25 protein-coding genes and 1 pseudogene are annotated in these 25,624 nt (G+C 66.5%); 18 read left to right on the plus strand and 8 right to left on the minus strand.

Annotated features, from left to right (window positions below; genetic code table 11):
* Window positions 1-38: 38 nt before the first annotated feature.
* From ctaC to H7K34_RS02035, 5 genes are all read left to right on the plus strand, one after another.
* Complete coding sequence (ctaC, locus tag H7K34_RS02015; RefSeq protein WP_264059344.1) at window positions 39-1,139, plus strand: aa3-type cytochrome oxidase subunit II; 1,101 nt, start codon at window positions 39-41, stop codon at window positions 1,137-1,139.
* 8 nt (window positions 1,140-1,147) lie between these two features.
* Window positions 1,148-1,567, plus strand: coding sequence for a cytochrome c oxidase subunit 4 (locus H7K34_RS02020; protein ID WP_108921402.1), 420 nt, complete (start codon window positions 1,148-1,150; stop codon window positions 1,565-1,567).
* A 182-nt stretch (window positions 1,568-1,749) separates the two neighbouring features.
* On the plus strand, window positions 1,750-2,724 hold the full coding sequence (locus tag H7K34_RS02025) for an MmpS family protein (RefSeq protein ID WP_264059351.1): 975 nt from the start codon (window positions 1,750-1,752) through the stop codon (window positions 2,722-2,724).
* The gene (locus tag H7K34_RS02030; RefSeq protein WP_264059357.1) at window positions 2,724-3,356 is read left to right on the plus strand and encodes a DUF2561 family protein; all 633 of its coding nucleotides are present in this window, start codon (window positions 2,724-2,726) and stop codon (window positions 3,354-3,356) included. The genes H7K34_RS02025 and H7K34_RS02030 overlap by 1 nt, the downstream gene beginning before the upstream one ends.
* Before the next feature lie 161 nt (window positions 3,357-3,517).
* Window positions 3,518-3,964, plus strand: a complete 447-nt coding sequence (locus H7K34_RS02035; protein WP_108921400.1) for a DUF5994 family protein — start codon at window positions 3,518-3,520, stop codon at window positions 3,962-3,964.
* Here the strand turns inward: H7K34_RS02035 and qcrB are convergent.
* Genes qcrB through ctaE form a run of 4 tightly spaced genes read right to left on the minus strand, consistent with a single transcriptional unit; the run spans window position 3,961 to window position 8,292 of the window.
* Window positions 3,961-5,610, minus strand: coding sequence for a cytochrome bc1 complex cytochrome b subunit (gene qcrB, locus H7K34_RS02040; RefSeq protein ID WP_264059361.1), 1,650 nt, complete (start codon window positions 5,608-5,610; stop codon window positions 3,961-3,963). The genes H7K34_RS02035 and qcrB overlap by 4 nt on opposite strands.
* Complete coding sequence (qcrA, locus tag H7K34_RS02045) at window positions 5,607-6,791, minus strand: cytochrome bc1 complex Rieske iron-sulfur subunit (protein WP_108921398.1); 1,185 nt, start codon at window positions 6,789-6,791, stop codon at window positions 5,607-5,609. Before qcrA ends, qcrB begins: the two co-directional genes overlap by 4 nt.
* Window positions 6,788-7,651, minus strand: a complete 864-nt coding sequence (qcrC, locus tag H7K34_RS02050; protein WP_108921397.1) for a cytochrome bc1 complex diheme cytochrome c subunit — start codon at window positions 7,649-7,651, stop codon at window positions 6,788-6,790. The genes qcrA and qcrC overlap by 4 nt, the downstream gene beginning before the upstream one ends.
* 29 nt (window positions 7,652-7,680) lie before the next feature.
* Window positions 7,681-8,292, minus strand: coding sequence for an aa3-type cytochrome oxidase subunit III (gene ctaE / locus H7K34_RS02055; protein ID WP_108921396.1), 612 nt, complete (start codon window positions 8,290-8,292; stop codon window positions 7,681-7,683).
* A gap of 127 nt (window positions 8,293-8,419) precedes the next feature.
* Between ctaE and trpD the strand changes: the two genes are divergently transcribed.
* The gene (gene trpD, locus H7K34_RS02060) at window positions 8,420-9,538 is read left to right on the plus strand and encodes an anthranilate phosphoribosyltransferase (protein WP_264059365.1); all 1,119 of its coding nucleotides are present in this window, start codon (window positions 8,420-8,422) and stop codon (window positions 9,536-9,538) included.
* A gap of 348 nt (window positions 9,539-9,886) precedes the next feature.
* Here the strand turns inward: trpD and H7K34_RS02065 are convergent, their stop codons facing one another.
* Complete coding sequence (locus H7K34_RS02065; protein ID WP_372510682.1) at window positions 9,887-11,785, minus strand: DEDD exonuclease domain-containing protein; 1,899 nt, start codon at window positions 11,783-11,785, stop codon at window positions 9,887-9,889.
* Window positions 11,786-11,899: 114 nt separating this feature from the next.
* On the opposite strand from H7K34_RS02065, the gene H7K34_RS02070 reads away from it, so the two are divergent.
* The 4 genes from H7K34_RS02070 (at window position 11,900) to pimB (ending at window position 15,564) form a co-directional block, all read left to right on the plus strand.
* A complete protein-coding gene (locus tag H7K34_RS02070) occupies window positions 11,900-12,154 on the plus strand; it encodes a hypothetical protein (protein WP_264059367.1) in 255 nt (84 codons plus the stop codon).
* A 186-nt stretch (window positions 12,155-12,340) separates the two neighbouring features.
* Complete coding sequence (ripC, locus tag H7K34_RS02075; RefSeq protein ID WP_264059369.1) at window positions 12,341-13,501, plus strand: peptidoglycan hydrolase RipC; 1,161 nt, start codon at window positions 12,341-12,343, stop codon at window positions 13,499-13,501.
* 94 nt (window positions 13,502-13,595) lie between these two features.
* Window positions 13,596-14,393, plus strand: coding sequence for a hypothetical protein (locus H7K34_RS02080; protein ID WP_372510683.1), 798 nt, complete (start codon window positions 13,596-13,598; stop codon window positions 14,391-14,393).
* A 10-nt stretch (window positions 14,394-14,403) separates the two neighbouring features.
* Window positions 14,404-15,564, plus strand: coding sequence for a GDP-mannose-dependent alpha-(1-6)-phosphatidylinositol monomannoside mannosyltransferase (gene pimB / locus H7K34_RS02085; RefSeq protein WP_264059371.1), 1,161 nt, complete (start codon window positions 14,404-14,406; stop codon window positions 15,562-15,564).
* Between the two features lie 9 nt (window positions 15,565-15,573).
* Here the strand turns inward: pimB and H7K34_RS02090 are convergent, their stop codons facing one another.
* Window positions 15,574-17,376, minus strand: coding sequence for an AMP-dependent synthetase/ligase (locus tag H7K34_RS02090; RefSeq protein ID WP_264059372.1), 1,803 nt, complete (start codon window positions 17,374-17,376; stop codon window positions 15,574-15,576).
* 176 nt (window positions 17,377-17,552) lie between these two features.
* Here H7K34_RS02090 and H7K34_RS02095 point away from each other — a divergent pair, with 176 nt between their 5' ends.
* From H7K34_RS02095 to H7K34_RS02115, 5 genes are all read left to right on the plus strand, one after another.
* A complete protein-coding gene (locus H7K34_RS02095) occupies window positions 17,553-17,942 on the plus strand; it encodes a polyketide cyclase / dehydrase and lipid transport (protein WP_264059377.1) in 390 nt (129 codons plus the stop codon).
* 103 nt (window positions 17,943-18,045) lie between these two features.
* Entirely contained in the window at window positions 18,046-18,483 is a 438-nt protein-coding gene (locus H7K34_RS02100) for an SRPBCC family protein (protein WP_264059384.1), read from the plus strand.
* Window positions 18,476-19,750: an ArsA family ATPase gene (locus H7K34_RS02105; protein WP_264060458.1), complete on the plus strand. Its 1,275-nt coding sequence runs from the start codon at window positions 18,476-18,478 to the stop codon at window positions 19,748-19,750. The genes H7K34_RS02100 and H7K34_RS02105 overlap by 8 nt, the downstream gene beginning before the upstream one ends.
* The gene (locus H7K34_RS02110) at window positions 19,747-20,145 is read left to right on the plus strand and encodes a hypothetical protein (RefSeq protein WP_264059386.1); all 399 of its coding nucleotides are present in this window, start codon (window positions 19,747-19,749) and stop codon (window positions 20,143-20,145) included. Before H7K34_RS02105 ends, H7K34_RS02110 begins: the two co-directional genes overlap by 4 nt.
* Before the next feature lie 87 nt (window positions 20,146-20,232).
* Window positions 20,233-20,970: a lysophospholipid acyltransferase family protein gene (locus H7K34_RS02115; RefSeq protein ID WP_264059388.1), complete on the plus strand. Its 738-nt coding sequence runs from the start codon at window positions 20,233-20,235 to the stop codon at window positions 20,968-20,970.
* A gap of 10 nt (window positions 20,971-20,980) precedes the next feature.
* On the opposite strand, the pseudogene H7K34_RS02120 reads toward H7K34_RS02115, so the two are convergent.
* Window positions 20,981-22,274: pseudogene (locus H7K34_RS02120) on the minus strand (glycosyltransferase 87 family protein).
* A 115-nt stretch (window positions 22,275-22,389) separates the two neighbouring features.
* Between H7K34_RS02120 and H7K34_RS02125 the strand changes: the two are divergent.
* From H7K34_RS02125 to H7K34_RS02135, 3 genes are all read left to right on the plus strand, one after another.
* Complete coding sequence (locus H7K34_RS02125) at window positions 22,390-23,268, plus strand: hypothetical protein (protein WP_264060460.1); 879 nt, start codon at window positions 22,390-22,392, stop codon at window positions 23,266-23,268.
* A gap of 9 nt (window positions 23,269-23,277) precedes the next feature.
* Window positions 23,278-23,784: a polyadenylate-specific 3'-exoribonuclease AS gene (locus H7K34_RS02130; RefSeq protein ID WP_108921378.1), complete on the plus strand. Its 507-nt coding sequence runs from the start codon at window positions 23,278-23,280 to the stop codon at window positions 23,782-23,784.
* Window positions 23,785-23,867: 83 nt separating this feature from the next.
* Window positions 23,868-25,256, plus strand: coding sequence for a class II 3-deoxy-7-phosphoheptulonate synthase (locus H7K34_RS02135; RefSeq protein ID WP_264059392.1), 1,389 nt, complete (start codon window positions 23,868-23,870; stop codon window positions 25,254-25,256).
* Here the strand turns inward: H7K34_RS02135 and H7K34_RS02140 are convergent.
* Complete coding sequence (locus H7K34_RS02140) at window positions 25,253-25,546, minus strand: SgcJ/EcaC family oxidoreductase (protein ID WP_264059394.1); 294 nt, start codon at window positions 25,544-25,546, stop codon at window positions 25,253-25,255. The genes H7K34_RS02135 and H7K34_RS02140 overlap by 4 nt on opposite strands.
* Window positions 25,547-25,624: the final 78 nt, after the last annotated feature.

Here is a 25,624-nt window from a genome sequence, read left to right on the forward strand (position 1 = left end):
CTGCGTAGTATTCGACATTCGAGCAGGGAGGCGCCAACGTGACACCCGGCGGGCAGTTCCGTTCGCAGCGTTTGTCGCAGGGCATGTTTCAGCGCCGTTCGTCAGATGCATCGCGGGGTCTTTCGCGTCGTCTTCGACCGCTGGCGCTGGCCGGGACGCTGGCAGTATTGGCGCTCACTTTGAGCGGCTGCAGCTGGCAAACGGTGTTTGCCCTGGGTTGGCCTGAGGGCATCACCCCGCAGGCCCACCTCAACCGGGAGCTGTGGATCGGCGCGGTGATCGCTTCGCTGGTCGTCGGGGTCATCGTGTGGGGCCTGATCTTCTGGTCGGCGGTTTTCCACCGGAAGAAGGCGACCGACACCGAACTGCCCCGGCAGTTCGGCTACAACATGCCGCTGGAGCTGGTGCTCACCGTCACGCCGTTCCTGATCATTTCGGTGCTCTTCTACTTCACCGTCGTGGTCCAGGAGAGAATGCTGCACCTGGACAAGAACCCTGAGGTTGTGATCGACGTCACGGCTTTTCAGTGGAACTGGAAATTCGGCTATCAGCGCGTCAACTTCAAGGACGGCACGCTGAGCTACGACGGAGCCGACGAGGCCCGTAAGAAGGCGATGGTCTCCAAGCCGGAGGGCAAAGACGAACACGGCGAGGAGCGCGTGGGGCCGGTGCACGGGCTCAACACCGAGGACCGGACCTACCTGAACTTTGACAAGGTCGAAACCCTGGGAACGCCCACCGAAATCCCGGTGCTGGTGCTGCCCGCCGGCAAGCGCATCGAATTCCAATTGAATTCAGCCGATGTCATCCATGCATTCTGGGTGCCGGAATTCCTCTTCAAGCGTGACGTGATGGCCTGGCCGAAGCAAAACAACTCGGTCAATGTGTTCCAGGTGGAAGAGATCACCAAGACCGGGGCGTTTGTCGGCCACTGCGCGGAGATGTGCGGCACCTATCACTCGATGATGAACTTCGAGGTTCGGGTGGTCGAGCCCAACGACTTCAAGGCGTATTTGCAGCAGCGGATCGACGGAAAGACGAACGCCCAAGCGTTGCAGGCGATTGCCCAGTCCCCGCTAGCGGTGACCACTCATCCGTTCGAGACCCGCCGCGGCGAACTGACGCAGCCAGTAGGTTAGGACACGCAATGCATATCGAGGCGAGGCTGTTCGAGTTCATCGCAGCGTTCTTCGTCGTCACCGCGGTGCTCTACGGGGTACTGACAGCGATGTTCGCCACCGGCGGCGAAGAGTGGGCCGGCACCACGGCGTTGGCGCTCACCGGCGGTTTGGCGTTGATCACGGCCACCTTCTTCCGGTTCGTCGCGCGTCGTCTCGATACTCGGCCCGAGGACTACGAGGGTGCTGAAATCAGCGATGGTGCAGGCGAATTGGGATTCTTCGCCCCGCACAGCTGGTGGCCGCTGCTGGTCGCGTTGTCGGGTTCGGTGGCCGCGGTCGGTATCGCGCTATGGCTGCCGTGGCTGATCGTCGCCGGCGTGGTGTTCATCCTGGCTTCGGCCGCCGGATTGGTCTTTGAGTACTACGTGGGCCCGGAGAAGCACTGAATTGCGTCTCGAAGGTAACAATCCGGGCATCAGTTGAGCCGCCGCCCGTTTGCCAAGACTTCTTTGCGTCGCTCGGTTCGGTAGGGTTTGCGCAGGCACATGAGAATCTCCCGAGCACGCGCGACACGAGGTACGCCTGAAGCCCCGTGCGCAGGTAATGCAGTTGAACAGGGCAGGCAGACATGAGCGGGCCGAAACCCCCGGGATCCGATCCTGACGAATCCGATTCCGCCAGTGAGCTCAACCGCGAACCGAATTCGAGCAGCGAGCCCGGCGATGAATTGGGGCCCGTCGACGAGCACGACGGCGAATTGCATTCCCATCACGAACTCGAACCCTTCGCCGATAGCGGCGCAATAGGTGCAGCCGACCAGACCGGTGAGACGGACGCTTATTCGCAGGCCTACTCCGCACCCGAGTCCGAGCATTTCCTCAGCGGGCCGTATGTGCCGGCCGATCTGAGGCTCTACGACTACGAGAACTACGAGACACCCGACGACGACGATGACGACGACGACGGCACCCCGCGCTGGCCCTGGGTGGTCGGGGTTGCGGCCATCGTGGCAGCGATTGCGCTCGTGGTTTCGGTGTCACTGCTGTTTGCGCGCACCGACGCCAACAAACTCGCCAACCCGGGCACCAGCACGCCGTCCACGCAGCCGGTGCAGGACGAAATCACCACGACCAAGCCGCCGCCCCCGCCTCCGCCCACCACCGAACCGCCGCCACCGCCGCCCCCGACAGCTACGGAGACTCAGACTGTGACGGTGACGCCACCGGCCCCGCCTCCGCCGGCGCCACCCGCGCCGCCCCTCGCACCACCGCCGGGCACAACCTCGGCAACCGCGGCCCCGCCCGTGCCGCCGCCGACGACAACGCCGGCCGGTCCACGGCAGGTCACCTATTCGGTGACCGGGACCAAAGCGCCGGGCGACATCATCTCGGTGACCTACGTCGACGCCTCGGGCCGGTCGCGCACGCAGCACAACGTGTACATCCCGTGGTCGATGACGGTGACGCCGATCTCGCAATCCGACGTCGGCTCCGTCCAGGCGTCCAGCCTTTTCCGGGTCAGCAGGCTCAATTGCTCGATCACCACCAGCGACGGGACGGTGCTGTCGTCGAACAACACCGACCAACCGCAGACGAGCTGCTGATGGTCAGCAGATATTCCGCGTACCGGCGCGGGTCCGATACCGTTCCGCCGGACGTCATCGATCGGCTCCTGCTGGGCACCTGCGCCGCGATCTGGTTGCTGTTGCTGGGCGTCAGCGTGGCTGCTGCCGTCGCACTGGCCGATCTGGGCAGGGGCTTGCACAGCGCGGCCAGGAACACCCACAGCACGCCGTGGGTGTTGTATGCCGTCATCATCGTGTCCGCGTTGATCATCGCCGGGGCCGTTCCGGTGCTGCTGCGAGCACGCCGAATGACCAGGGGCGAGCCGCCGGTGGTTCGGTCGACAGCTCTGCAGGGGCGCCCGCAGACCAAACCACCCGCAACCCGCACCGTCGTCGAGCGAGTCCGCCCGCAGCGGAGCCAGGCGGCCGGCGCGGCAGGGGACTGGTCCGGCGAGGCCGTGGACCGAATCTGGTTGCGCGGCACCGTCGTTTTGACGGGCGCGATGGGCATCGCGCTGATTGCCGTTGCCGCGGCGACCTATTCGATGGCCGTCGGGCACGACGGCCCGTCGTGGGTCTTCTACGGGCTGTCCGGTGTGGTCACCGCAGCGATGCCTGCGGTGGAGTGGTTTTTCGTTCGGCAGCTGCGGCGCGAGGTCGCCGCCGGCTAGTTGGCTTCCGCACGGCAGGCGCGCAATTCGGCGTCCCGTGGCTGTCACCGATGGGGCAGGTCGTTAGCCGTCCACCTGTGGCGTACCGTCAAGTGGTCGACAGCGAAGGGAATGCCCGTGAATTGTGCAGCCCCGCCCATCGTGGGCCGGCGACGTCTGCGATGACCCGTCCGTCCGGCGGTCGAGGCAGAGCCGGTGCCGTCCGGCTGTCGGTAGCCAGTGAGCTTGGCCGCGTCATCGACGGCGCCTGGTGGCCACACGCAGACCGCATGACCAATGAATTGCCCGACCTGATTGCAATCCTGACCCCCATGCTGGGGGACATCACGGCCATCAACGTCAATTGGCAACCGCTGCAACGACCGCCCGACTTCAACTGGCCGGGATGGGAACAAAAGCGCCAGCACGTGATGACCATCAGCGGCGGCGATAAACAGATCAACCTGCTGATCATTCCGTATGCGACCTACAGCACGCTCGCCCTGATGGTGTTGCGTTGCGCCGCCAATCTCCCGGTTGGCGCCGCCGACCGGGATAAGCCCGCCTTTGCGACCGCGGGCTCCATCCTGCGGGCCGCTCAACAGCAGCGCGCCGCCAGCTGTAGCTAGTGCTCGCCGTTCGTGGATCCGTTGGTGCTGCCTTGACGCTCGCGCAGCGCGGTCAGGGCGCGTTGCTCAGCGGAGTGCGCCGCCTCGCGTAGCGCGGTGTCCTCGGACACCGGGTCGGCGAACAAGAAGCTGCCGCTACCCGGCGAACCGGCCGAGCCCAGCTTGTTCATCTTGTTGGGCACCGGCGCCCCCTGGTACTCCAGCGGTAGCGGGTGGCCGTGGTCATCGACCGGGCCAAGTGGCTGGTGCAGCTCGATGTAGGCACCGTGCGGCAGCCGCTTGATGATGCCGGTCTCGACGCCGTGCTCGAGCAGCGCGCGGTCGCTGCGCTGCAGACCAATGCACCACCGGTAGGTGATGAAGAAGACGAACGGCGGCAGGATCACCATTCCGATGCGCCCGATCCATGTCGTCGCGTTCAACGAGATATGGAAGGTGAACGCGATGATGTCGTTCATCGCGCACAGCGTCAGCAGCATGTAGAAGGCGATCGCCATCGCGCCGATCGAGGTGCGCACCGGGACATCCCGCGGCCGCTGCAGCAGGTTGTGGTGCGCATAGTCGCCGCTGAACCGCTTCTCCAGGAACGGGTAGATGATCAGCAGGATGAAGACCCCACCCATGATCAGCGCCACCCAAACCACGGCGGGAATCGTGTGGTGCCAGAAGTAGAACTCCCACGGCGGCCAGATACGCGCCAGGCCTTCCGTCCACATCATGTAGAAGTCAGGCTGCGATCCGGCCGACACCTGAGATGGCTTGTAGGGGCCCAGGTTCCAGATCGGGTTGATCTGTAGCAGGCCGCCCATCAGGCCGAGCACGCCAACGATGGCGGCGAAGAACGCGCCGGACTTGACCGCGAACACCGGCATCACGCGGACGCCGACAACGTTGTGCTCGGTACGACCCGGGCCGGGGAACTGAGTGTGCTTCTGGAACCACACCATGGCCAGGTGCATCCCGATCAAGGCCAGGATGATGCCCGGAATCAACAGGATGTGCAGGGCGTACATCCGGGGTATCAGGATGGTGCCGGGGAAGTCACCGCCGAACAGTGCCCAGTGCAGCCAGGTTCCCATCACCGGCATGCCCAGCGTGATCGACGAGAGCGCGGCCCGCAGACCGATACCCGACAGCAGGTCGTCGGGCAGCGAGTAGCCGAAGTAGCCCTCGAACATCGACAGGATCAGCAGCAGCGAGCCGATCACCCAGTTCGCCTCGCGGGGCCGGCGGAACGCGCCGGTGAAGAAGATGCGCGCCAGGTGCACCATGATCGACGCGGAGAACATCAACGCCGCCCAGTGGTGGATCTGACGGACGAACAAACCGCCACGGATCTCGAAGGAGATGTCGAGTGCCGACTGGTAGGCCCGCGACATCTCGACGCCGCGCAGTGGTTGGTAGACGCCGTTGTAGGTGACGTCGACCATCGACGGGTCGAAGAACAGTGTCAGGTACACGCCGGTGATCAGCAGCACGAAGAAGCTGTACATCGCGATCTCGCCGAGCAGGAACGACCAGTGCGTCGGGAAGACCTTGTTGAGCTGTCTGCGCACCGCCGCCGACGGGTGATAGCGGGAGTCGACTGCCTCGCCCTGGCCGGCCAGGACGTCACCGATGTTCGGGGGACTCAGTTTCGGACTCATGTTGTCGTCCTCTCCCAGAATGCAGGACCGACGGGCTCGATGAAGTCACCGTTGGCAACCAGATACCCGTTTGAGTCGATGGTGATCGGCAGCTGCGCCAACGCACGGGCGGCCGGGCCGAAGATCGGCTTGGCGAAATGCAATGCGTCGAACTGCGATTGGTGGCAAGGGCACAGGATTCGGTACGACTGCTGTTCGTACAGCGACGACGGGCAGCCCAGGTGCGAGCAGACCTTGGTGTAGGCGAAGAACTCGCCGAAGTTGAAGCTCTCCTGGCCCTGACGTTTGACCATCCTCGGCATGTCGGTGGGCCGGATCCGGATCAGCATCACCGGGTTGCGCACGCCCATCTTGATGGTGATCAGTTTTTCGTGCGACTCGGTCGTGGTGCCGTCACCGTCGGACTCCCGCCACGGGAACACGGTCTCCATCCCCCCGGCGTCCATGTCCTCGGGGCGCATTTTGACGAACGGCGCCCCGGAGGTGGCCCCCGTCGCGCGCGCCAGATAGATCGTCTCGCCGTGGAAGCGCGGGGTCCAGCCCGATGTCCACAGCACCGCTTTGAGGCCGTCGGCGGTGGGCACAACCGGCTTCCACGGGTTCTTGATCAGGCCGCCGGCAAACGCCACCAGGGTGCCGAGACCGAACGCGCCCATGCCCAGGCCGAACGATGCCCCGATCAGCTTTCGGCGCCCGATCGTCGACGTCTGGTAGGCGTCGGTCAGGTTGGCCACGACGGTCTTGCGGTCGATGTCGCGGGACGCCCCGTCATGGCGGTCCTGAATCGAAATCTCTTCCGGGATAAACCGTTTCTGATACAGGATCGCACCGATGGCGATCGACAGAACCGACGCCCCGAAGGTCAGGCCGTACAGTGGGGTGGCCAGCGAGTACAGGAAGTTGCCGGCTTCTTCATTCGCTTTGTACTGCCACGGCCAGAACAGGAAAATCAATAGCAGCGCCAGCCCGAAACCGCCGCCCAGCAAAAGCCACAGGGCCACGCCGCGCTCGGCGCGCTTCTCGGCCTTGGTGCCCTCGACCGGCCAGCGAGGCTCCTTGAAGACGGTCTCGACGCCGTCGATCTTGCCGCCGAGCTCGAGCAGTTCTTGGTTGGACATCGCGGCCAGTGCGGCCTGGTCCGGCTCTGGGCCTTTACCGACCCCGGTGCTTTCCGAGCTCATGCTCGCGCCCCAATCCACAGTGCCAGCCCGATGGCGGCGACCATCCCGATGATCCACATCGCCATGCCCTCGGGCGCGGGTCCGAAGCCGCCGAGGCCATAGCCGCCTTGCGAACGCTCCTCGGAGACGCCCTTGACGTAGCCGATGATGTCCTTCTTGGCCTCGAAGGACAGCTGCCGGTCGGAGAACTTCGGCATGTTCTGCGGGCCGGTCATCATCGCGGTGAGGATCTGCTGCTCATTGGCCTCGCCCAGATCGGGCGCGAACTTGCCTGACGACAGCGCACCGCCCTTACCGGTGAAGTTGTGGCACGAGGCGCAGTTCAGCCGGAACAGGTCGCCGCCGCGGCCCAGGTCGGTGCCGCGCAGCGAGTGCATCGCGAGACTGCCATCCGGGTTGCGCACCACAGTGGGGCCACCACCGTTGGCTTGGACGAATGCGCCCAGCGCATCGATCTGACCCTCGTCGAAGATCGGTTCCTTACGCGGTGCTTGCGCCTCGCCGCGCATGGCCGGCATTCGGCCGCTGGACACCTGGAAGTAGACGGCCGCCTCGCCGACGCCGACCAGGCTGGGCCCGTGGTCGGGCACACCCTGCAGGTTGGCGCCGTGGCAGGACACGCACGAGGTGTCGAACAGCTGCTTGCCTGTGCGCAGCAGCGCCGACGACGACTCGTCGGCGACGGCCACCTGGGGGGTGGGGGTCAGCACAGCGGCCAGTCCGCCGGAGATGGTCAGCGCGATCATCAACAGCAGGCCACCGGACAGCCGGCGGCGAAGACGCCGCCGCGACTGCTCTTGCTTGCGGGGCTGACTCTGCGGCTTGCGGCCGCGGGATCGGGTGAATCCCAACTTCTTCAACCGAGCACTCCTGTTCGTCTAGCGCCGGCTCAACGGATGAAATAGATCACGGTGAACAGCGCGATCCACACGATGTCGACGAAATGCCAGTAGTAGGAAACGACGATGCTGGCCGTCGCCTGGGCCGGCGTGAACTTACTCATCCCGGTGCGCGCCAGCAGGAATATGAAGGCGATCAGTCCACCGGTGACGTGCAGGCCGTGGAACCCAGTGGCCAGATAGAACACGCTGCCGTAGGCGCTGCCGTGAATGGTCGTCCCGTGGGTGGCGAGGTGGAAGTACTCGTAGGCCTGCCCGAGGACGAAGAACAGTCCCATCAGGAAGGTGATCACATACCAGCGGCGCAGGCCGAAGACGTCGCCGCGCTCGGCGGCGAACACGCCCATCTGGCAGGTGAACGACGATGCGATCAACACCAATGTCACCGGCACGGCTTGGTACAGATTCAGCTCGGTGGGCGGCGGCGGCCAGTTCCCGCCGGCCTGCGCCCGCGCTGTGAAATAGAACGCAAACAGGCCAGCAAAGAACATAAGCTCGCTCGACAGCCACACTATGGTGCCAACACTGACCATGTTGGGCCGATTCAGCGAATGAACTCGCGACGTGATCGCGGTCCCCGAGGTCCCTACAGCACTCGTCACATCCGCAAGTATGACGCTTTGTAGTTGTTGAACACTACCCGGGGCGGAAATTCGCCTCCGCGCGTCGCATTCCACCGACCGGAAACGACGGTTGGGCAGCGGTTGGTCCTCGTGGGACCATCGGCGCGTGGCTCTGTCATCTGAGGTTCCTTCGGCCCGGGCGTTTTCCGCGACGTCCCCGGGCGCAAAAGGCGGGGCTGCGCCGACGTGGCCGCGGCTGCTGGGCCGGTTGACCGACGGGGAGAACCTGGCGCGGGGGCAGGCCGCGTGGGCGATGGACCAGATCATGACCGGTAACGCGCGCCCGGCCCAGATCGCCGCGTTCGCCGTCGCGATGAAGATGAAGGTGCCCACCGCGGCCGAGGTCAGTGAGCTCGCCGACGTGATGCTCAGCCATGCGCGCCAGATCCCTGGTGACGCGATCGGCGACGACGCCGTCGATGTCGTCGGTACCGGCGGCGACGGCGTCAACACCGTCAACCTGTCCACGATGGCCGCGATCGTGGTGGCCGCCGCGGGGGTGCCGGTCGTCAAGCACGGCAACCGGGCCGCGTCCTCGCTGTCCGGTGGCGCCGACACGCTCGAGGCCCTCGGTGTGCGCATCGATCTGGGACCCGACCAGGTCGCACGCAGTCTCGCCGAAGTCGGGATCGGGTTCTGCTTCGCGCCGGTGTTCCATCCGTCCTACCGGCACGCGTCAGCGGTGCGCCGCGAGATCGGGATACCGACGGTCTTCAATCTGCTTGGGCCACTTACGAACCCGGCTCGGCCGCGAGCCGGGTTGATCGGCTGTGCGTTCGCGAACCTCGCCGAGGTGATGGCCGGGGTGTTCGCGGCGCGGCGCGCCAGCGTGCTGGTCGTGCACGGCGACGACGGCCTGGACGAATTGACCACGACCACCACGAGCACGATCTGGCGGGTGCAAGCGGGCACGGTCGACAAGCTGACCTTTGATCCCGCGGGATTCGGGTTCGCCCGCGCCGAGCTCGACGAATTGGTGGGGGGTGACGCTGCGGCTAACGCTGAGGAGGTGCGGGCCGTGCTGGGCGGTGCCAAGGGCGCGGTCCGCGATGCCGTCGTGCTCAACGCCGCCGGTGCGATCGTCGCGCATGCGGGCCTATCCAGTCGCGCCGAATGGCTGCCGGCGTGGGAGGACGGGCTGGAGCGCGCCGGTGCCGCCATCGACTCCGGGGCGGCCGAGCAGCTGCTCGCGCGTTGGGTGCGATTCGGCCAGCAGGTCGCCTAGGCATCTGGGAGTCAAGCGCAACTTGGTGTTTCGGACACTTCTCGGCGAGAGCCTAGTGCAAAGAGTGCGCGATTTCGTTCCGGCCCAACCGGGCCGACATATCGTCTATGCCTGGCCCATCGATTGACCAACGTCGATTCAGGCGCATGGGTTTCATGGAAGTTGTTGCGGTACAGGTTGGTCCGCGGGTGGTAAGCGTCCGAGCTGGCGCATGAGGTGCAGCCGGTTGTACCAGGCGACGTAATCGACAGTGATGAGTTAGTCCGGTCAGAGCATCGTCACCACGAGATCGGAATCGATGGGTGGGCGTCGATGGATATCAGCCGCTCGGTTCACAGCAAGCATCGGTCAGGCCCCCTCCGAGGAGCATTGGATCTCAGCGTTGGGGTGCCCGGTGCTCCTTTGCGTAATCGTGTAGTGCACTGCCGGCAGGTCCGAGTCCGGGACCGGCGCTGGATCCTGTGTGCGGGCCAGCCGCGCCGAGCGCGCCGCGGCCGCCCACCCCGCCCAGGCGCCGGCGGATCGCACCGGTGAGGCCCACCCGATGTCGTCGGCGACCCGTACGATGCGCACTCCCGGGGTCAGCAGCCAGCGCGCGACCAGGGCGGTCTCTTCGACCAGCGCACCGCCCAGCGGGGCATTGGCCGTCAAAATCGTTTGTGCGCCAGCATGGATGGCGTCGACCACCGGCATCGGCGGCACCCCGCGCCTGGCGTTGCCGGCCGCGGCGAGCTGGCCGTAGCGGATCACGGCGAGGTGGTAGCCCCCACTGCCGTCGGGCGCCGCGGCGATCAGCTCGGGCAGGGCGGCCAGCGCCCGCAGCCGCTGGCCTCGCCACAGCATCTCGACAGCGATGGCGGTGCGGTCGCGCAGCCGTGCCGCGCTCTCGTAGTGCCGATGCTCGGCCAGCACGGTGATCTGATCGACGGCCGCGATTAACGCGCTGTTGTCCGCGCCATCGATCAGCGCCGCGGCCCGCTGTGTCGCCGCGGCGTATTGCACCGCGGTCACGTCGCGGGCGGCGGGACAGGGCGACACTTCGACTTCCGGGCAGGTCGGTCCGTGCAGCGCCGAACGTCCGAGTCGTCTTGTGCACGTTCGAATTCCGGTGAAACGTGCCAGCAGCCTCGCGGTGTCGGCCGCATCGGCGCGGGACCGAAACGGCCCGATGGCGCGGTCGTGTCGCGGGGCGCGCACCACCGACAGCCGGGGGAAGGCCTCGTCGCTCAGCGTCACCCACCACCAGCGTTGCGGGAACCTCGACCGGCGGTTGTACGGCGGCGCGTGCGCGGCCAGCATCCGCAGCTCGCGCACCCCGGCCTCGAGCGCGTGCGCGCACTCGACGTGGTCGACCGCGCCGGCCAGTGTGACCATCTCCTTCATCCGGCCGCGAGGGTCGGCGCCGGTGAAGTACTGGCTCACCCTCCGGCGCAGGTCAACAGCGGTGCCGACGTAGAGCACCTCGCCCGAGGGGCCGCGAAACAGGTAGACCCCGGGACGGTGCGGCAGCTGATCGGCGAGCACACGCTTGCGGCGCTGGGTCGGCGTCACGTTGGGCAGATACGAGCGCAGGTCGGCATAGGTGTGCACGCCCTGATTGCCGACGCGCTCGACCAGTGCGTGCAGCACCTCGACGGTGGCGCGGGCGTCGTCCAGGGCCCGGTGGGTGGGCTGGGTGGCGACGGCGAACAGCCGGGCCAGGGCCGCCAGCCGCACACTGGGGGATTCCTCACGGCTCAGCACGCGGCGCGCCAGTCGTACGGTGCACAGCACTCGTGCCTGGGGCCAACGAATTTCGCAGTGCTCGGCGGCGGCTCGCAGAAACCCGACGTCGAACCCCGCGTTGTGGGCGACGAGCACCGCCCCGCAGTCCAGGCCGGCGAACTCCAGAAACATCGGCAGCGCCGCGTCGATTGTCGGGGCGTCACACACCATGGCCGTGGTGATGCCGGTGAGCTGGATGATTTGAGGCGGGATGCTGCGCTGCGGGTCCACCAGGGTGCCGAATTCTCCGAGCACTACGCCGCCGCGAACCTTCACCGCGCCGATCTCGGTGATCGCGTCGGCACGTGTCCCGTCGCCGCCGCGGGCGCGCCCGCCGGTCGTCTCCAGGTCCACCACGACGAAGGTGGTCTCGCGCAGCGGGGTTTCTTCGATTGGCGTCCAGCTCGATTCCGCGCTGGATCCCAGGTCGGCGAAACTCAGTTGAGTCCCACCAGTCACACCCATGGGCGTGACGTTAAGCATCGCGACCGACACCGGCGGCGTTCCCACGCCGGTTCGTGCTCGCCAAAAAGTGTCGGTGCCCGCGGTTAGCGTTCGGGTCAGCACGACCAAGTGCGGATGAGAGGACCGATTCCGATGGCCTACAGCAGCGGACCCGACAGCAAAGGCGTCGCGGCGTCAGGACCGGTTGCCCCGGTGGTAATCGACTGCGACGATTGTGCGGCTCGCGGCCCGGGGTGCCGGGATTGCGTGATCAGCGTGCTACTCGGGGTACCGGATACCTTGTTGCACGACGAACGTGCCGCACTCGAAGTGCTTGCGGAGGTGGGATTGGCGCCGCGCTTGCGTTTGGTGCCCATTCATCGCAATCATGGGTTCGGCGTCGCCTAGAGGGGTTGAGTGTCAAAACCCCTGGACCGCCTCAGTTACCCCGTGTCGTTCACATACTTATGACAGAAATCTATCTATTTTCTTAACGATCTGGTTTGGACAAACGCCGATATCGTTTCGTAACCTGTTTGAGACCTAAACCCAGATCGACCTCGAACGTCGACGGCAGTTTAAGGAAGCAATACTTTGAGTTTCGGCTCCGCGCATTCGATCTCGCGTGTCATCACGCGGTCAGTCGTCGGAACGCTGGCATGCCTCACCGTTTTGTCCGGTGTCTGTGCGGCCAACGTGATGGCCGATCCCGCCGACGACGCACTGGCAAAGCTCACCGAGCTATCCCGGCAGGCCGAGCAGACCACCGAGGCCATGCACAGCGCGCAGCTCGACCTCAACGACAAACTCGCCGCCCAGCGGGCCGCCGACAAGAAGCACACCGACGACCAGGCCGCGGTGGATGGGGCGAAGGTTCGCCTGGCCACCTTCCAGATCGCTGTCAACAAGCTCGCGGCCGCGACCTACATGGGTGGACGCATCGACGGCATGGAAGCGATGCTGACCGCGCAGTCGCCGCAGGGGCTAATCGACAAGATCGCCGTCCAGCGCGTGATGGCGGCCCAAATGTCCACGCAAATGGCGAGTTTCCGGGTTGCCGGTGAGCAGGCCGCCAAGGCCGAACAGGCTTCGGCCCGCTCCGCCGCTGATGCCAAGAGCGCGGCCGAGCAGGCCGCCGCGGTGCGGGCCAGCCTGCAGTCCAAGCAGAGCCAGCTGCAGGTTCAGATTGCCGTCGTGAAGTTGCAGTACGTGTCCCTGTCGCCACAGCAGCGCACCGCGCTGGCCGACCCCGGGCAGCTGCCCGCGGCGGCTCCGGCGCCAGGCGCACCCGCGCCGGACGCATTGCCGCCCGGCGCCCCGCCGGCGCCCGGTGCGCCACCGCCGGGTGAGGCTCCGCCGCCAGGTGGAATGCCCGGTATGCCGGGGATGATTCCTGGCGGTCCCGGTGGTGACCGTGCCAACGTCGTGCAAGCGGCGTTGACCCAGGTCGGATCGCCTTACGTGTGGGGCGGCTCGGCACCGGGCGGGTTTGACTGCTCCGGATTGGTGATGTGGGCCTTCCAGCAGGCCGGTATCTCGTTGCCGCACTCAAGCCAGGCGCTCGCTCATGGCGGTCAGCCGATTTCCCTGTCGGATCTGCAGCCCGGCGACGTGTTGACCTTCTATTCGGACGCGTCGCACGCCGGCATATACGTCGGTGACGGCATGATGATCCACTCGTCCACCTACGGCGTGCCGGTGCGGGTGGTGCCGATGAACTCCTCCGGCCCGATTTACGACGCCCGCCGTTACTGATCGTTCGGCGCCCGGCCATTTCCGTCGGCATCGCCGGTGGCTCCCGATTCTTTTGGCGTGGGTCTTTGTTGTCGAGTTCGTCGCGGCAGCGGCCGTGCCGTTGGACGCGCGTAATGGCCGGATAAGAGGCGCCCAGCTCGCTGCGCCCGCTCATGGTCACCCGCTCGGCGCCCGAGCACCCCTGATCGTCGGCGACCGCGAGATCCGATTGCTGCGCCTCGGCGGCCCCGCTGCCGAGGCGCTGCTGGCTCGGGTCGCGTCGGATGTGGGCGCCGCGGTCGACAAGGTAGAGGCGTTCTGGGGGGTCGGCTGGTCGCGGGATATCTCGGTGGTGGCCACCGGCTCCGACGACCAGTTTCGCGCCGCCGCCGGCGGCGGCGCACCCGAGCAATGGGCGGACATCGCCGCGGTGACCGTCGCCGATCAGATTGATCCCGCCCATCGGGTGGTGGTCGGTCAGCGGATCGTATTCGCCCCGGGCGCGGCAGGAATGAGTGCGTCGGCATTTCGAATTGTGTTGACTCATGAACTTTTTCATTACGCATCGCGCGCCGACACCGCGCTCGATGCGCCGCGATGGCTAGCCGAAGGCGTCGCCGATTTCGTGGCCCGGCCCAATACCCCGGTGCCGCCGCAGGCTCGCTCGCCGAACCCGTCGTTGCCGTCGGATCTCGAGCTGGACACCCCGGGGCCGCAGCGTTCGCTAGCCTACGACCGCGCCTGGTGGTTCGCCCGCTTCGTCGCCGACACGTTCGGAACGCCCAAGCTGCGCGACTACTACCTGGCCGTCTGCGGCGTAGCGCACGTCGACCCGTTCACCGCCGCCCGCGACGTGCTGGGCATCGACTCGGCAGGCCTGCTCGCGCGCTGGCGGCAATGGATGTTCGGCTAGCCTGACGCAGGTGAGCCGGGTCCTGCTGGTAACCAACGACTTTCCGCCGCGACGCGGCGGTATCCAGTCCTACCTGCGCGAGTTCGTCGGGCGGCTGGTGGACACCGGGTCACATTCGGTGCTGGTGTACGCGCCGCAATGGAAGGGCGCCGACGCTTTTGACGCCGACGCGGCCGGCTATCGGGTGGTGCGCCATCCGGGCACGCTGATGTTGCCGGTGCCGACGGTCGACGCGCGGATGCGCCGGCTGATCGGCGACCACGGCATCGACACCGTGTGGTTCGGCGCGGCCGCACCGCTGGCGCTGCTGGCGGCGCGTGCCAGGCGCGCCGGGGCGAGTCGGGTGCTGGCCAGCACGCACGGCCACGAGGTGGGCTGGTCGATGCTTCCGGTGGCGCGTTCGGTGCTGCGGCGCATCGGTGACGACACCGACGTCGTCACCTTCGTCAGCCGCTACACACGGGGCCGGTTCGCGACGGCGTTCGGGCCGGCCGCGTCGTTGGAATACCTGCCGTCCGGCGTCGACACCGACCGGTTCCGGCCCGACCCGGCCGGCCGCGACGAGCTACGCAAGCGCTACGGGCTGGGGGAGCGGCCGACCGTCGTGTGCCTTTCCCGGCTGGTGCCCCGCAAGGGGCAGGACATGCTGATCAAGGCGTTGCCGTCGATTCGGCAGCGCGTCGACGGCGCCGCCCTGGTGATCGTCGGCAGCGGCCCCTACCTCGACACGTTGCGCAAGCTCGCGCAGGACTGCGGGGTGGCCGACCACGTGACATTCACCGGCGGCGTGCCATCCGACGAGCTGCCCGCCCACTATGCGCTGGCCGACGTGTTCGCGATGCCGTGCCGCACTCGCGGCGCGGGCATGGATGTCGAAGGCCTTGGGATCGTGTTCCTGGAAGCCTCGGCGGCCGGCGTGCCGGTGATCGCCGGCGAGTCGGGTGGCGCGCCGGAAGCTGTGCAGCACAACAAGACTGGGCTTGTCGTCGACGGAAACTCGGTACAAGAAGTGGGCGATGCCGTCGCCGAATTGCTGAGCGATCGTGACCGGGCCACCGCGATGGGTGCGGCCGGACGCGACTGGGTGACGTCGCAGTGGCGCTGGGATATTCTGGCCGCCCGCCTGGCCAATCTGCTGCGGGGCAAGCCCTCGTCGGCCACACTGGCCTGACCCGGGCGGCTACTCCTTGTCGTAGAGCGCCTCGATATCGGAGGCGAACTTCTCGGCCACCACGTTGCGCTTGACCTTCATCGTCGGGGTCAGCTCGCCGGTGTCCTCGGTGAAGTCGACCGGCAGAATGCGGAACTTGCGGATCGACTCGGCATGCGAAACCGACAGGTTGGCCTGCTTGACTGCGGCGTCGACCTCGGCGACCAGATCCGGGTCGGTGGCCAGATCGCCCACCGACGAGCCGGACGACTTGCTGTTGCGCTGCTTCCAGCCGTCGAAGGCTTCCGGGTCGATCGTGATCAGTGCGCCGACAAACGGCTTCGCGTCCCCGACCACCAACGCCTGGCTGATCAGCGGGTGTGCCCGCAGTTGGTCCTCCAGCACGGCGGGGGCGACGTTCTTGCCGCCGGCGGTCACGATGATCTCCTTCTTGCGGCCGGTGATCTTCAGGAAGCCGTCCTCGTCGAGCGCGCCGAGATCGCCGGTCTTGAACCAGCCGTCGGCGAACGCCTCCTCGGTGGCCTGCTCGTTGCGCCAGTACCCGCTGAACACCACGCCGCCGCGCACCAACAGCTCACCGTCGTCGGCGATGCGCATGCTGTTGCCCGGCAACAACGTTCCGACCGTCCCGATCTTGACCTTGCCGACCTGGTTGACCGTGATGGCCGAGCTGGTCTCGGTCAGGCCGTAGCCCTCGTGGATGGTCAGGCCGACGCCGCGGTAGAAGTGGCCCAGCCGGGCGCCCAGCGGTGCGCCGCCGGACAACGACGCGTGGCAGTCACCGCCCAGCGCCGCGCGCAGCTTGTGGTAGACCAGCCGGTCGAACAACGCGTGTTTGGCGCGCAGCAGCAGCCCGGGGCCGCCGTTGTCGTGGGCTTCGCTCCAGTCGACCGCGGTCTGCACAGCCCTGGCGAAGATCGGCCCCTTGCCGTCGTTGGCGGCGTTCTGCTCGGCGGTGTTGTAAACCTTTTCGAACACCCGCGGCACCGACACCACGACCGTCGGCTTGAACACCGCCAACATGGGCAGCAGGTTCTTGATGTCGCTGGTGAAGCCGACGGTGACCTTGTTGGCGAACGCGGACAGCGTGAGCGAGCGGGCCAGCACATGCGCCAGCGGCAGGAAGACCAGCAGCCGCTGGCCCTCGTGCAGCAGCGTCGGCAGGCACTCCTTGGCTCCCCGCGTCTCGTAGAGCAGGTTGGCATGGGTGAGCTGGCAGCCTTTGGGACGTCCGGTGGTTCCCGACGTGTAGATCAGCGTCGCGGGGTCTTCCGGGCGCAACGCCGACAGCCGGGCGGTCAGCTCTTGCGCGTCGACCGACGCGCCGGCCTCGACGAGCTGATCGAGCGCCTTGGGGCCCGAACCGTCGATGTGCAGCACCCGGCGCAGGGCCGGAAGTTCGCCGGTGAGCTCGGTGACCATCGCGGCGTGCGCATCGGTCTCGGCGAACGCCACGACGGTTTCCGAGTTCTGCAACACCCAGCGCACCTGCTCGGCCGACGAGGTCTCGTAGATCGGGACCGTGACGGCGCCGACCGACAGGATGGCCAGGTCGAAGATCGCCCACTCGTAGCGGGTGGCCGAAAAAATGGCCACCCGGTCGCCGGCTTGCACGTCCAGCGAGATCAGGCCTAATGCCGCGGCGCGAATCTGCCCGGCGGCCTCGGCGCAGGTGACGTCGGTCCACACCCCGTCGACCTGACGTTGATAGATGACAAAGCTGGGGTCGTCGCGCTCGTGCTCGAAGACCATGGCTGCGATGTTGTCGTGCTCGCCGAGGGAAAAGCGGGCAGGGACACTGTATTCACGCACTCTTTGACCTCGATTGACCTAGTGACCGGTGGCCGGCTTGCTGTAGCCCAGACTAATCGCGGGATTCACGCGGCCGCAGGCTGTCGGTCGAGCAGCATCGCGATCGCCGCGAGCCGCGTTCGGAGGGGCGTGCCCTCGGCGGCATGCGGCGAATATTGATATGTGAAGCTGACACCATGCACAGCATCCAGATCGCGGACCAGACGTACGTCGCCGCCGACGGCGCGCGGGCCGGGGTCGCGGTCGCCGACGAATCGAGCTGGCAACGCTGGTGGCCAGATCTGCGGCTGCAGGTCGTCGAGGCCCGTGCGGAGAAAGGAATTCGCTGGGCCGTGACCGGGGCGCTGACCGGCACCATGGAGATCTGGCTGGAGCCGTCGCTGGACGGCGTGGTGTTGCACTATTTCTTGCACGCCGAACCCACTGGCGTGGCGGCCTGGCAGCTGGCGAAACTGAACCTCGCGAAAATGACACACCGCCGTCGGGTGGCGGGCAAGAAAATGGCTTTTGAGGTCAAGACGACTCTGGAGCAGTCACGTCCTGTCGGTGTTTCTCCGGTAGTTTAACTCCGGTCAAGGTTCGCACGGAGAGTTCCGTTCCGGTCCGAAGGCGGGGTACTGCCGGAGATGATCGGGTGGACCCGCGTGCGGGAGAGAGGGTAGCGGCCAGGTGGCGGAGAAGACGACCCAGACCATTCACATCGAGGCAGATCCGGGCACGGTGCTGCAGGTGATCGCCGACATCGACTCGTATCCGGACTGGATCTCGGAGTACAAGGAAGCCGAGGTGCAGGAGCGTGGCGCCGACGGCTACCCGAAGACCGTGCGATTCGTGATGGACGCCGGCGTCATCAAGGACACAATGGTCATGTCCTACACCTGGCCGGCCGACCACGAGTCGCTGAGCTGGACCCTGGTGTCCAGCTCGCTGCTGCGCTCCCTTGAAGGGTCATATCGGTTGGCGGCCAAGGATTCTGGAACCGATGTCACCTACGAACTCTCGGTCGACCTGGCCATCCCGATGATCGGGTTGCTCAAGCGCAAGGCCGAGCGCAGGCTGACTGAAACCGCTTTGAAGGATCTGAAGAAACGAGTCGAGGCTGAGTGAATCCGGTTCACCCACCCCTCCCTCTTCCAAGGCCCGGATCAGTCTTTTCGTTGGCAAGGGCGGGGTAGGAAAATCCACCCTCGCTGCTGCCACCGCGGTCTGTGACGCGATCGAGGGGCAGCGCGTGCTGGTGGTCTCAACCGACCAGGCACACTCGCTGGGCGACGTGCTCGGCATCCCCGTCCCGCCTAGCGGCAGCGGCGAACCGGTCCGGGTGCTTGCCGACGATGCCGAGACGAGCAGCGGCTCGCTGGACGCGATGGCGTTGGACACCCTGGCCCTGCTCGAGGCCCGGTGGCATGAGGTGGTCACCACATTGGATCGCCGGTTTCCTGACTCGGAGCTGAGTAGCATTGCCCCCGAAGAACTTTCGGCTTTGCCGGGCATTCAGGAAGTGCTCGGGCTGCACGCCGTCGGCGAACTCGCGGCTTCCGGTCGATGGGATCGCGTCGTCGTCGACTGCGCCTCGACCGCCGACGCGTTGCGCATGCTGACCCTGCCCGCCACCTTCGGGCTGTACGTCGAGCGCGCCTGGCCGCGTCATCGCCGGCTGTCCATCACCGCCGACGACGCGCGCTCGGCCGCGGTGGTGGAGCTGATCGAACGCATCAGTACCAGCGTCGAGCAGCTCAGTGAACTGCTCACCGACGGCGACCTGGTCAGCGCGCACCTGGTGCTGACGCCTGAGCGGGTGGTGGCCGCCGAGGCGGCCCGAACGCTGGGTTCGCTGGCACTGATGGGTGTGCGCGTCGAGGAGCTGATCATCAATCAGGTTCTGGTGGAAGACGAGTCCTACGAGTACCGCAACCTGCCCGAGCATCCGGCGTTCTACTGGTACGGCGAGCGCATCTCGGAGCAGCGCGCGGTGCTCGAGGAGCTCGATGCCACCATCGGTGACGTGGCGCTCGTGATGACCCCGCACCTGGCGGGCGAGCCGATAGGCCCCAAGGCCCTGGGCGGATTGCTCGACAGTGCACGCCTTCGGCGTGGAACGGCGCCACCAGGACCGTTGCGCCCTATTGTGGACCTCGAATCGGGGTCGGGACTTGGGTCGACATACCGTATGCGGCTAACGTTGCCCCAGCTCGACCCCGGATCGCTGTCGCTGGGCCGGGTGGACGACGACCTGATCATCAGCGCCGGCGGGTTGCGGCGCCGGGTTCGGTTGGCGTCCGTACTACGGCGGTGCACGGTGCTCGACGCGCATCTACGAGGCGGTGAGCTGACAGTTCGTTTTCGACCAGATCCGGAGGTGTGGCCTAAGTGAGTAAGGCTCACTCCGATCTCGGTCCTGAACTGCGCAGGCTCGCCGAGGCGATTCTGGACGGTATCGACCCCGCCGTGCGGATGGCCGCCGCAATGACGGCGGGCAACGGCCCCGGGACCGGCAAGTGCCAGCAGATCTGGTGCCCGGTGTGCGCGCTGGCCGCATTGGCGACCGGCGACCAGCACCCACTGCTCACAGTGATCGCGGATCACAGCATCGCCCTGTTGGAGGTGATCCGCGCGATCGTCGACGACATCGACGGGTCTGCCAAACCCGCACCGCAACCGCCCCCGGACGGTCCCGGCGGCGGCGGCGCGCACGCCGGGGACGCCCCCGCCGACGATGCCAACGGACGGACGCGTTACCGGCCCATCCCCGTCACTATCGAAGAGTGATCCGCGGGGTTTGAATGTGGTCCCTTGGGTCGCGGGTGGGTACAGTTGGCGCAGAACACCGGCGGTTTCGGGCGAGAGGGGAGGGCCATGGCGTACTGGCTTTTGAAGTACATCTTTCTAGGCCCGTTACTGCAATTGCTCGGTCGGCCGAAAGTTGAAGGCCTGCAACATGTTCCGAGTTCGGGGCCGGTGATCCTGGCCAGTAATCACCTGGCGGTGATGGACAGCTTCTTCTTGCCGCTGGTCGTACGGCGCCGGATCACCTTCCTGGCGAAGTCCGAATATTTCACCGGTACCGGCATCAAAGGCTGGTTCAGCCGCTGGTTCTTCACCGCCGTTGGCCAGGTTCCCATCGACCGCAGCAGTGCCGACGCCGCCCAGGCCGCGCTGGACACCGCACAGCGAGTGCTGGGCCAAGGCAAGCTGCTCGGCATGTACCCCGAGGGCACCCGCTCGCCCGACGGGCGGCTGTACAAGGGCAAGACCGGCCTGGCCCGCCTCGCGCTGGAGACCGGCGTGCCGGTGATCCCGGTCGCGATGATCGGCACCAACGTCGTCAACCCGCCGGGCACCTCGATGCTGCGCTTCGGCAAGGTGACGGTCCGGTTCGGCAAGCCGATGGACTTCTCCCGATTCGAGGGCCTGGCCGGCAATCGCTTCATCGAGCGGGCCGTCGCCGACGAAGTCATCTACGAGCTGATGGGGCTCTCCGGTCAGGAGTACGTCGACGTCTACGCCGCGACCGTGAAGAACCGCGATAACGACTCGACCGACCAGGGGCTGACGGACGATCCCGCGCGGATCCCCGAAACAGCTGTCGGCTAGCCGACGACGTTCACGTCGCGGATGAGTTGACGGCCGGCATCGGGGTCGGCGCGTCCCGGCGAATCCCGACCTGCCACCCGGGTGGTGACGGTGAGTCCGGCCGCGACGATCACGGCCAGGGCCCACCACACGTAGGACATGCCGAGAAGTTGACGCCACCAGTTGGCCGTCTCCTCATGGTGCTTGGGCATCAGCTCCAGCGGGGTCCAGTCCATCAGCGCCACTCCGACGACCGTCAGCACGCCCAGCGCGACGATGCGGCGCCGCCAGCCCAAGACCGCCGTCACCAGCAGCGCCGGCAGCACCCACACCCAATGGTGTGACCATGACACCGGCGAAACCATCAATCCGAACAGGGCGACGCAGATGATCGCCAGCGTCGTCTCGCCGGCGCGTAGCACCCGCCGCATCGCCCACACGGTCAACGCCAGTACGGCCAGGCACAGGCTCGCCCAGAGCACGAAGCTCAGCTGCTCGGAAAGCCCGATCCGCGCCAGCGCGCTGGCGATGTTCTGGTCGGTGTTCAGCGCCGCCGAGCCGATCCGGTCGGTGTGGTGCACGGTATGGGTCCAGTACTCCCACGAGTCGCTCCAGGCCAGCATGAACCCGACCAGAGTCGCAACCGCAAAAGACGTCAGCGCCGTCAATGCCGTCCGATAGTCACGACGCACCAGGAAATACAGCAAAAACACCGCCGGGGTGAGCTTGAGCGCGATGCCCAACCCGAGCAGCAGCCCACGGGGCCAGGGCGTGCGGCGTGGCACACAATCGGCGATCACCAGCGTCATCAGCACGACGTTGATCTGACCGAAGGCGAAGTTCGAGGCGATGGGCTCCAGCCAGATCGAGGCCGGCGCCACCACGATCACGGCCAACCACCACCGGCGCAGCCAGGCCGGCCCGCCCAGCACCGCCGAGGTGTTCCAGACGTCGAGGCGGGTCAGCACGATCACTGTCGAGACGATCAGTAGCACCAGCGTCAACACCGTGATCGCGACGCTGGCCGCCGGCATGTGCAGCCAGGCGAACGGGCAGAACACGATCGCTGCCAGCGGGGGATAGGTGAACGGAAGATTCAGCCCGATCGGTGTGTGGAACAGCACATCACCTCGGTACAGCGGACGTCCGTCCAGCCAGGTCTGGCCGCCCATTTGATAGATATCGATGTCGATGCGGTATGGCGTGTGCGCGAACAGGCCCCAGGCCGTGTAGCCCAGCGCTGCCGCGGCCAACAGCCACAACAGACACCACAACAAAGCCCGCCCCCGACGGCTGCCCATACCGGGCGCCTGCGAATTACTCATCTCGCAGAACAGCGTAATCGGTGTCCATGGCCGTCACGTTCCGCAGCGCGGCTCCCGCGCCGCGGGGATGCGCGGGCGTAGGTTGCAAAACGTGTTCCAGTGGTTCGTGCACAGAGTGGCCCACTGGTTCTCGCATGACATCGTTCACGGGGGCCGGCTTCCCCTGCTGTGCTGCCTGGTCGCCTTCATCCTGACCTTTTTCGTCACACGAACTTTCGTCCGCTTTATCCGCCACCGCGTCGACTCCGGCCTTCCCGCCCGATGGTGGCAACCGCGCAATGTCCACATCGGGGGACTGCACATCCACCACGTGACGTTTGGGGTGGTTCTGGTGATGATCTCCGGGCTGACCTTGGTGACGCTGTCGGACAACGGGCAAGAACCCGAAAACACAGTATCCGCAATATTTTTCGGCATCGGTGCGGCGTTGGTGCTCGACGAATACGCGTTGATCCTGCACCTGTCCGACGTCTACTGGGAAGAGGACGGTCGCAGTTCGGTGGACGCGGTGTTCGCCGCTGTGGCGGTGGCCGGATTGCTGATCATGGGGCTGCACCCGTTGATGTTTTTCTTCCCGTTCACCCATGGCACGGATACGTTCGCATGGCGCGTCGCGGTGATCGGCGCGATGGTGATGACGCTGCCGCTAGCGGTGGTGGTGCTGCTCAAGGGCAAGGTGTGGACCGGTCTGCTCGGGATGTTCATCGTCGTGTTGCTGGTTATCGGCGCGATTCGGCTGTCGCGCCCGCACGCCCCGTGGGCGCGCTGGCGATACACCGCCCAGCCGGACAAGATGCGGCGCGCGTTACAGCGGGAACGCAAATGGCGCCGTCCCGTCGTGCGGGCCAAGCTGTGGTTGCAGTGCGCGATCGCCGGGACGCCGCGCCTGCCAGACGATCGCATGGTCGATGCCCAGCTTGACCAGGACGTACATCCCGCGCCGCCACCGGAGGGAACCGAGCCCATCCTGGTCGGCAGATACCTCGCCCCCTAGGCTTTCTGCGTGCGGTATTTCTACGACACCGAATTCATCGAGGACGGCCGCACCATCGAGCTGATCTCGATCGGGGTGGCCGCCGAAGACGGCCGCGAGTATTACGCCGTGTCCACGGAATTCGATCCCGGGCGCGCCGGCGCCTGGGTGCGCGCCAACGTGCTGCCCAAGCTGCCGCCACCGGCCTCGCAGTTGTGGCGCTCACGCAAGCAGATTCGTCACGACCTGGAAGAGTTTTTCGGTGTGTCGGGCGCCGAGCCGATCGAGCTGTGGGCCTGGGTGGGGGCCTACGATCACGTGGCGTTGTGCCAGCTGTGGGGTCCGATGCCGGGCCTGCCGAAAGCGATACCCCGCTACACCCGGGAGCTGCGCCAGCTGTGGGAGGATCGGGGGTCGCCCCGGTTGCCGCCGCGGCACCGCGACGTGCACGATGCACTGGTCGATGCCCGCGATCAGTTGCGCCGGTACCGGCTGATAGTGTCCGGCGACGATGCGGGCGCGCGAGCGACCCGTTAAGCAGCCCCCGGCCGAGCCGGGGCCCCGGTTAGAGCGCGTGCGCAATGGCATTAGCCCTGGCTGGCCACAGATATCATGGACCGATGAACTGGACCGTCGACATACCGATCGACCAGCTGCCCTCGCTGCCGCCGCTGCCCGCCGATCTGCGGACCCGGCTGGACGCTGCCCTGGCTAAGCCCGCCGCCCAGCAACCGGCGTGGCCCGACGACCAGGCCGCGGCAATGCGCACGGTCCTGGAAAGCGTCCCGCCGGTGACGGTACCGTCCGAAATCGTCCGGCTGCAGGAGCAACTCGCCCAGGTCGCCAAGGGCGAGGCCTTTCTGCTGCAGGGCGGCGACTGCGCCGAGACGTTCGTCGACAACACCGAACCCCACATCCGCGGCAACGTGCGCACCCTGCTGCAGATGGCGGTGGTGCTGACCTACGGCGCCAGCCTGCCGGTGGTCAAGGTTGCCCGCATTGCCGGTCAGTACGCCAAGCCCCGATCGGCTGATATCGACGCGCTCGGCCTGAAGTCCTACCGCGGCGACATGATCAACGGCTTCGCCCCGGATGGGGCCGCGCGTGAGCACGACCCGTCGCGGTTGGTGCGCGCCTACGCCAACGCCAGCGCGGCGATGAACCTGATGCGGGCGCTGACCTCGTCGGGGCTGGCTTCGCTGCACCTGGTCCACGACTGGAACCGGGAATTCGTCCGGACCTCGCCCGCCGGTGCCCGTTATGAGGCGCTGGCCACCGAGATCGACCGCGGGTTGCGATTCATGAACGCCTGCGGCGTGGTCGACCCCAATCTGCAAACTGCCGAGATCTACGCCAGCCACGAGGCTCTGGTGCTCGACTACGAGCGCGCGATGCTGCGGCTGTCGGAAAGCGAAGGCGGCGAGCCGCAGCTGTACGACCTGTCGGCGCACACCGTGTGGATCGGCGAGCGGACCCGGCAACTCGACGGCGCGCACATCGCGTTCGCTGAGGTGATCGCGAATCCGATCGGCGTCAAACTCGGCCCGACGATGACGCCCGAGCTGGCGATGGAGTACGTCGAGCGCCTCGACCCGCACAACAAGCCGGGCCGGCTCACGCTGGTCAGCCGGATGGGCAACAACAAGGTTCGCTACCTGCTGCCGCCGATCATCGAGAAGGTGCAGGCCACCGGTCACCAGGTGATCTGGCAGTGCGACCCGATGCACGGCAACACCCACGAGTCGTCCACCGGGTACAAGACCCGCCACTTCGACCGCATCGTCGACGAGGTGCAGGGCTTCTTCGAGGTGCATCGCGCGCTGGGCACCCATCCGGGTGGCATCCACGTCGAGATCACGGGCGAGAATGTGACGGAGTGTTTGGGTGGCGCACAAGACATTTCGGACCACGACCTGGCCGGCCGCTACGAGACCGCGTGCGACCCGCGGCTGAACACCCAGCAGTCGCTGGAGCTGGCGTTCCTGGTCGCCGAGATGCTGCGCGACTAGCTCGCCCACCGGCGCATCACGGTTTCGGCGAATCGCCGACGCGTGGTGTTTTGAGATGCGGCGAACAGCCACTGGCCCTCGACTCGCACGGCGACGCTGGTGTTCACCCGCGTGTTGCGACGAGCCCGTCTTCGCTTGACGGCGGCGTTCGACATGACCAGCGCGACGTCGGGGGTCAGAAACCGCATCTGAAGGATCTCGATCTCAAGTTTGGATCCCCGGAGAAGCTTCTTGAACAGAGGAACGTAGGACGCGGCGATCGTTTTGCGCCCTTTGTAGTAGCTGCCCAAAAAGGTCTACGTAGTCGGCATCGGAACTGAACACGCCGGAATACGCCTCCGGATCTGCTGCGGCCGAGGCACTTGCCT

The organism is Mycobacterium montefiorense (assembly GCF_025823255.1).
GTDB lineage: Bacteria > Actinomycetota > Actinomycetes > Mycobacteriales > Mycobacteriaceae > Mycobacterium > Mycobacterium montefiorense.

Bases quoted from the DNA above. Each gene is read 5' to 3' on its own strand.
- qcrA (WP_108921398.1), bottom strand. From the start codon at position 6,791: ATGAGCTCGGAAAGCACCGGGGTCGGTAAAGGCCCAGAGCCGGACCAG.
- H7K34_RS02065 (WP_372510682.1), bottom strand. From the start codon at position 11,785: ATGCTTAACGTCACGCCCATGGGTGTGACTGGTGGGACTCAACTGAGT.
- H7K34_RS02135 (WP_264059392.1), top strand. From the start codon at position 23,868: ATGAACTGGACCGTCGACATACCGATCGACCAGCTGCCCTCGCTGCCG.
- H7K34_RS02115 (WP_264059388.1), top strand. From the start codon at position 20,233: ATGGCGTACTGGCTTTTGAAGTACATCTTTCTAGGCCCGTTACTGCAA.
- H7K34_RS02035 (WP_108921400.1), top strand. From the start codon at position 3,518: ATGACCCGTCCGTCCGGCGGTCGAGGCAGAGCCGGTGCCGTCCGGCTG.
- H7K34_RS02095 (WP_264059377.1), top strand. From the start codon at position 17,553: ATGCACAGCATCCAGATCGCGGACCAGACGTACGTCGCCGCCGACGGC.
- qcrB (WP_264059361.1), bottom strand. From the start codon at position 5,610: ATGAGTCCGAAACTGAGTCCCCCGAACATCGGTGACGTCCTGGCCGGC.
- H7K34_RS02070 (WP_264059367.1), top strand. From the start codon at position 11,900: ATGGCCTACAGCAGCGGACCCGACAGCAAAGGCGTCGCGGCGTCAGGA.
- H7K34_RS02030 (WP_264059357.1), top strand. From the start codon at position 2,724: ATGGTCAGCAGATATTCCGCGTACCGGCGCGGGTCCGATACCGTTCCG.
- H7K34_RS02020 (WP_108921402.1), top strand. From the start codon at position 1,148: ATGCATATCGAGGCGAGGCTGTTCGAGTTCATCGCAGCGTTCTTCGTC.
- H7K34_RS02025 (WP_264059351.1), top strand. From the start codon at position 1,750: ATGAGCGGGCCGAAACCCCCGGGATCCGATCCTGACGAATCCGATTCC.